The sequence below is a fragment of the Limosilactobacillus viscerum genome (assembly GCF_947387525.1).
Lineage (GTDB): Bacteria > Bacillota > Bacilli > Lactobacillales > Lactobacillaceae > Limosilactobacillus > Limosilactobacillus viscerum.
In genome coordinates, this window is record NZ_CANDNW010000024.1 from 21,427 (window position 1) to 27,505 (window position 6,079).

7 protein-coding genes are annotated in these 6,079 nt (G+C 40.2%); 4 read left to right on the forward strand and 3 right to left on the reverse strand.

From position 1 onward, the window contains the following. Positions 1-4: 4 nt before the first annotated feature. On the forward strand, positions 5-322 hold the full coding sequence (locus tag QOS07_RS07235; RefSeq protein WP_283588299.1) for a carboxymuconolactone decarboxylase family protein: 318 nt from the start codon (positions 5-7) through the stop codon (positions 320-322). Positions 323-670: 348 nt separating this feature from the next. After that, positions 671-1,291: a hypothetical protein gene (locus tag QOS07_RS07240; RefSeq protein WP_283588300.1), complete on the forward strand. Its 621-nt coding sequence runs from the start codon at positions 671-673 to the stop codon at positions 1,289-1,291. Between the two features lie 101 nt (positions 1,292-1,392). Here QOS07_RS07240 and QOS07_RS07245 read toward each other — a convergent pair whose 3' ends face one another. Continuing rightward, positions 1,393-1,878 carry a DapH/DapD/GlmU-related protein gene (locus QOS07_RS07245; RefSeq protein ID WP_283588306.1) on the reverse strand — a complete coding sequence of 162 codons (486 nt, stop codon included), beginning with the start codon at positions 1,876-1,878 and terminating at the stop codon, positions 1,393-1,395. Between the two features lie 158 nt (positions 1,879-2,036). Here QOS07_RS07245 and QOS07_RS07250 point away from each other — a divergent pair, with 158 nt between their 5' ends. Beyond that, on the forward strand, positions 2,037-2,906 hold the full coding sequence (locus tag QOS07_RS07250) for a LysR family transcriptional regulator (protein ID WP_283588301.1): 870 nt from the start codon (positions 2,037-2,039) through the stop codon (positions 2,904-2,906). Positions 2,907-3,024: 118 nt separating this feature from the next. After that, positions 3,025-3,786, forward strand: coding sequence for a hypothetical protein (locus QOS07_RS07255; RefSeq protein ID WP_283588302.1), 762 nt, complete (start codon positions 3,025-3,027; stop codon positions 3,784-3,786). Between the two features lie 174 nt (positions 3,787-3,960). On the opposite strand, the gene QOS07_RS07260 is transcribed toward QOS07_RS07255, so the two are convergent. Continuing rightward, positions 3,961-5,379 carry a DASS family sodium-coupled anion symporter gene (locus QOS07_RS07260; RefSeq protein ID WP_283588303.1) on the reverse strand — a complete coding sequence of 473 codons (1,419 nt, stop codon included), beginning with the start codon at positions 5,377-5,379 and terminating at the stop codon, positions 3,961-3,963. Between the two features lie 13 nt (positions 5,380-5,392). After that, the gene (locus QOS07_RS07265; protein ID WP_283588304.1) at positions 5,393-5,902 is read right to left on the reverse strand and encodes a LeuD/DmdB family oxidoreductase small subunit; all 510 of its coding nucleotides are present in this window, start codon (positions 5,900-5,902) and stop codon (positions 5,393-5,395) included. Positions 5,903-6,079: the final 177 nt, after the last annotated feature.

Consider the following 6,079-nt stretch of genomic DNA (forward strand, 5'->3'; position numbering starts at 1 on the left):
AATAATGGCTGAAAAACAAACTGCTGGTCGTGACCAATTAGGTGATTTTGCACCAAAATTTGCGGAATTAAATGACGACGTGCTATTTGGCCAGGTGTGGGCACGGGAAAAGGAATTGAAGCCTCGTGACCGGAGTATGATTACCGTAACGGCACTGATTACTAAGGGTGCGTTTGAACAGCTCCCTTACCACATGCAGACTGCCAAGAAGAACGGTGTCACGAAAGAAGAGATTGTGGAAGTAATTACCCAGTTGGCCTTCTACGTTGGCTGGCCAAACGCATGGTCTGCCTTCAATATTGCAAAGAAGGTTTGGGATTAATTTTTTGACATTCATTAATACACTTTTAAGGGACCCGTGACAAAACTTGATTTTGTCGTGGGCCCCTTGTTTTAGCTCCGACTATTACAGAGATATCGCGTGTCACAGCTCCCGTTCCTCATGATTGCCTTGCAGTGAAAAATAGTGTAAATTGATGCTGTTAAATATTAACCACCCGATTGTAACCAATTTTGATTGCGATACAGGTAAAAGATAGGAAGGTTGACAATTTTAGCTAGTCTAAAAACCACAATTATATATCTACTACTTATTTTAGCGATTCAGTTGCTGATAGTGCTCGGGCTGACATATATTAATCGCGATTCAAAGGCACGGCTGGCGGCACGCTTGGGACCCAAATCAATCGTTTATGTTGGCGGCCTTGGCATTATTGTGCATGAACTTAGTCACTTATTAGTAGCAATTATCTTCGGCCACCACATCAACGGTTTCCGGTTACTGATTACTGATGTTGAGAATAGTGGTGGGGCACTCGGCTACGTAAACCACTCCTGGAATAAGAAAAATTATTATCAATTTATGGGAAACGCACTAATTGGGACGGCACCCATTTTTGGCTGTACTTTTGTGCTACTGTTGTTAACCAGACTTTTAGTGCCGGGAATTTACCAGTGGGGCTTACAACAGATGGCGGGGATGCTCGGCCTTCCTTTTTCAACTAATATCAGTGGTGGGCCAACAAACTGGCTACTAGTAATTGTGTGGGACGTTCTTTCAATCAATATTACGATTGGCGGCTTTGACCTCAGTAATGCCGATTTAAAAAGTACGGTGCCATCTTTTGTTGCACTATTCGTCATTACCGGACTTTTTCTTTTCCTCTTTGTTCTTTTCGGCCAAGCGGCAGTTATTCACCACTACCTATTTATCGTTCTCTCGTGGTTTATCCTCGTTATGGTGATTTCGCTTATTTGGTCGCTACTGGTAAACATGCTAGTTCGGATCTAAAATTTTATATAAAATAGCCCGTTAACGTTTTCCTATTGGTAAACGCTAGCGGGCTATTTTGATGGCGGGGTGACCCCGCAAAAATAAGGTCGTTATTGGAATTACTGGTTTAATACCTTAATAACGCGGGCAGGAACACCTGCAACAACTGTATTTTTAGGTACATTGTTGGTTACAACTGCACCAGCCGCAACAATTGCGTTTTCGCCAACAGAAACACCAGACGTAATTACTGCATTTGCGCCCAGCCAGGCATTCCGGTGAATGTATACCGGCTCTATTTCTACTTCCCGACGCTTTTCAGGTGTAGCTGGGTGGTTAACCGAAGCAATCGTTACTTTGGGGCCAATCAAGACGTTATCACTAATGTAAATGCCGCCAAGGTCGGTAAACATGGCACCACTATTGATAAAAACACCCTTGCCCAGGTGAGTATTGCGGCCAAAGTCACTGTAAAAGGGTAAACGGATTTTGACTGAATCATCAATTCGTTGGTTAGTGATTACCGATAATTTTTCCCGAACTTGGACCTGGTTATTGATGCTATTATTTAGTTCCTGCAGGAGTTGTTGATTTTTATCAATCATTTCCTGCATTTGTTTTATTTCCTCATGAGTAATCTTGTGATTAGAAATGGTTAGTTACCTCCTACTAATTGATTTGCTTTTAGTTTAGCAAGGCCATAGAATAATGTTAAAGATTTATAATTCATAGTAAACTATAAGTAAAAAGTATGGAGGCTATCATGGAAATCCGGGTACTTCGTTATTTTATTGAAATTGTTAGGGAGGGTAATATCTCTGGCGCAGCACAACAGTTACACATTTCGCAACCCGCTCTTTCACGGCAAATAATGGGCCTTGAAACCGAACTAGGTACGACCTTGTTTGAGCGGGGACACCGGCAAATTAAGCTTACCCAGGAAGGCTATTACCTGTATGAACGGGCGCAAGAAATCATGTCCCTGGTAGCAAAAACCGAATATAACCTGCAATCACGAGATGTGATAAGCGGTACCCTTGATATTGGCGGTGGCGAAAGTAGCGCTATGCAGGTAGTCATGGATGTCCTCCATGATATATTAAAGGAGTATCCAAACATCAAAGTTAACCTAGTCAGTGGTGATTTTAATTCTATCCAGCGACAACTTGATAAGGGCCTGATCGAATTTGGGGTGATTATGGGAAACCATAATCTTGAAAACTACCATTCGCTTACTTTACCGGAAAAGAATCAGTGGGGGATTTTACTTCGAAAAGATGAGCCGCTTGCACAAAAGCAGGGCGTAACGCCAAAAGATTTAATTGGTCATTCTTTGATTACTTCATATCAGACTAATGATGGTGAAGCGTTTCGGGAATGGGCCGGCTCGTTGGTTAACCAGTTCCAATTTACTGGACACTACAATTTGATTTATAATGCAACCTTGCTGGTACGAACAGGAGCTTGTTTTGCTTTAACCTATAAGGACCTTGTACCAGAGGATGATGAGTTAGTCTTCCGCCCGCTTACACCAATATTGGCAGATCTTAATACCTTGATTTGGAATAAGAACCAGCAACTCCCAAATGTAGCCCGGCTCTTTATTAAAAAGATTACTGAGAAAATTGAATAGCATTCTTAAGACCATTGTGAGCTTTTTTACTTTAATCTATAAGTAAATTGAACTTGCTCTTATTGTTTTAAGAGCCGGGTGTATAATGTTTGTCGTAATTATATTTGGGAGGATTATTATGAAGAAATGGTATAGAGTTTTTGCCGGCTTAGTGGCGGTCCTGGTTTTGTTTGCGTTAGCTGCTATTAAGCCAGTCCATGCAAGTCAAAATATTACTGGTGTATACAAGGAGTTATCTTCAGATGCTAAGCAGGATGATGGCTCATTGCAATATAGTTACTACTGCCTAACAAGTAATGGCCAAATTAAAATTGCAACGCCAGAAACTGGTGACGATAATAGTGGTTATTATGGCGATGCATTGAAGGGAACATGGAAATCACTGGGAAATAACAAATACCGGTTGAAGCTTCATGATGTTTATGACAAGGATTACTACACGTTGACGGCAACGATTAAGAATGGTCAACTAAACACTGGTAGCACCAAAAAGGGTGTGAAGTGGGAATGGACTGCTGACCATGCCAAAAAGATCAAGATGTCCACGAGTGAATTTCTTAAGATGTTTGATGCCGCAAAGAAGTCAAGCCTAAAGGGTATTCAAGAAAATGGGTATGACACACCAGACAACGACTCAAATAACAACAGTAATAGTCAAGGTGATAATTCTTCATCATCAAGTGATAGTATCTATGCTCAAGAGCGGGCCGCAGCATTTAAGAATGGTGGCCGGTGGATCACTGATAAGTCAGATCCAGAATACTATTCCGATGCGAATGCATACGTTACTTACCTTCAAATTAAAGATGGTGTGGCCAACGGGACAACCAACCCTGATGGTACAGAAACGGCCAAGGGGATGGCAGAAAATGATAATTAATAAGAGCAAGGACATGTGGTAGGCATTAGGTGAAAATAAAAAATGAAGTGTCGTACAATTGTTGGACAAAGGATCCGATGATTGTGCGGCACTTTTTCTTTTATATTGTTACATTACTTACTTTCAATATAAGTAATAGTAGTTATGTTATAGTCATTTTGATATTTATAATTATTACCAAATACCGATAACATTAGTCCATACCATACCAACGCCTAACCAAATAATTAGGTAATAGATACCCATAGCAAAGTTTAGGCTCCACCAGTGTTTTTGGCTAATATAGTTAGAACCGAAGAGAACTGATGCTGGACCATTTGCATACTGAGTTGAAGAAGCATATATTGCTGTTACAAATGCAAGCATTAAGGCAGCGAGTTTACCCGGCACACCGGCCGCAATCGCTACTCCAAGAAGTGCACTGTACATTGCAGTAACATGTGCTGCCTGGCTGGCAAAGAAATAGTGACTATAGAAGTAAATTATTGAAATAATAATTAATACTGTAATCCAGCCCATCCCACTCATTGCGTGAGAAATAGTTTTTGATAGCCATGGAATAAATCCAAGAGTATTGAGCTCATTGGCCATAAAGATCAATACTGAGAACCAAATAATAACGTTCCATGATCCCTTTTCTTTAAGGACATCATCGACTGACAATACACTTGTAAATAGCAGTAATAATACCGCAATAAAACCGACAAGAGTAGCATCAAGATTTAAGATACTGGAAAACATCCAAAGAAGAAGAGCAATAATGAAGATAAATAGCATACTAAGCTCACGTTTAGAAATATGTCCCATTGTGGCCAATTGTTTTTCAGCCCATTTTTTTGCATTTGGTGTCTCTTTTATCTCGGGTGGATATAACTTGTAAATTATAAATGGTACCGTTAGTAAGCATATAATACCTGGTAAAAGTGCGGCAATAAACCATTCCATCCAAGAGATCTTTATACCAAATGAGTTGGCCAAACCAATAGCAATTAAATTAGGTGCCATTGCCGTCATGAACATTGCAGAAGTAACAATGTTAGCATGGAATTCTGAAAAAATTAAGTACGAGCCAATTTTACGTTCAGTTTTATCCTTAGGATTGGAGTTAAATACTTCCGAAAGTGATTTGATGATCGGATAAATAATTCCTCCCGCCCGCGCGGTGTTGCTAGGGGTGGCTGGTGAAGTTACCAAGTCAATCGCTTCGATAGCATATGAAAGGCCAAGTGTCTTTTGGCCAAAGTGCTTGACAAATAATAAAGCAATTCTTTTCCCAAGCCCAGTTTTGGCGAAGCCACGTGAAATCATGTATGCCATAGCAATCAACCAGACGGTTTTATTACTAAATGCAGTGATAGCCGTTTCAAAGTCAGTTACCCGAAGTAAAATCATAATGGTAAAACCAGTCAAAGCGACCCCTGCAATTGGCAACGGTTGAGTGATACAGGCGATGATCGTTGCCAAGAAAATTAATAGCATATGCCAAGCAGTTACCGATACACCAGTAGGACGTACAGGTGTACATAACCAAAAAGAAATTCCAATAATAAGTGGAATTATCAATGCACGAAACTTAACATTCGAAGTTTTCATGGAAATCATCCCCTTAGTTTTGCTTCGTCATTTTGAGCATTAACGGTTTTATACCACCATTGTTAAGAATATTTAGGATGTAAGGATCAAGTGGTTCAACACTGGTTTCCCAGCCACTGGTTATATTCTTAAATTTGCCGGTTTTAAGGTTTAACTTAACCTCATCGTCTTGCTTTACATGGGTGCTGATACCCTTGCAAGTAATGACCGGTAAGCCAAGATTGATAGCATTGCGAAAGAAAATTCGTGCAAATGATTCTGCCATTACAGCACCAACATGATTTGCTTTTAAAGTAATTGCTGCTTGCTCCCGTGAAGAACCACAGCCAAAATTGGTTCCGGCAATTACGAAGTCTCCTGGTTTTACTTCATTTACAAAGTTGGGGTTAGGACTACCAGAAAGGGCATGCTGTTTGATATCTTCTAGTTCTGTGTATTCAAGATACTTTGCTGGATAAATTTGGTCAGTATCGATATTATTACCGAAAATGTGGACTTTGCCCTGACGAATCTGACTAATCATGATTGTTTGACCTCCTCTAAGATAGTACGCGGATCAGATATACAACCGGTTAAAGCTGCCATTGCAGTCGATGCAGGTGAGGCAAGGAAAATTTTTCCTTCCTAAATTTCAAGAATAAGTTAGCCACTGGACTCAAATAAATAATACTGACCAATTGATTATTGGTTGATGGAGCTG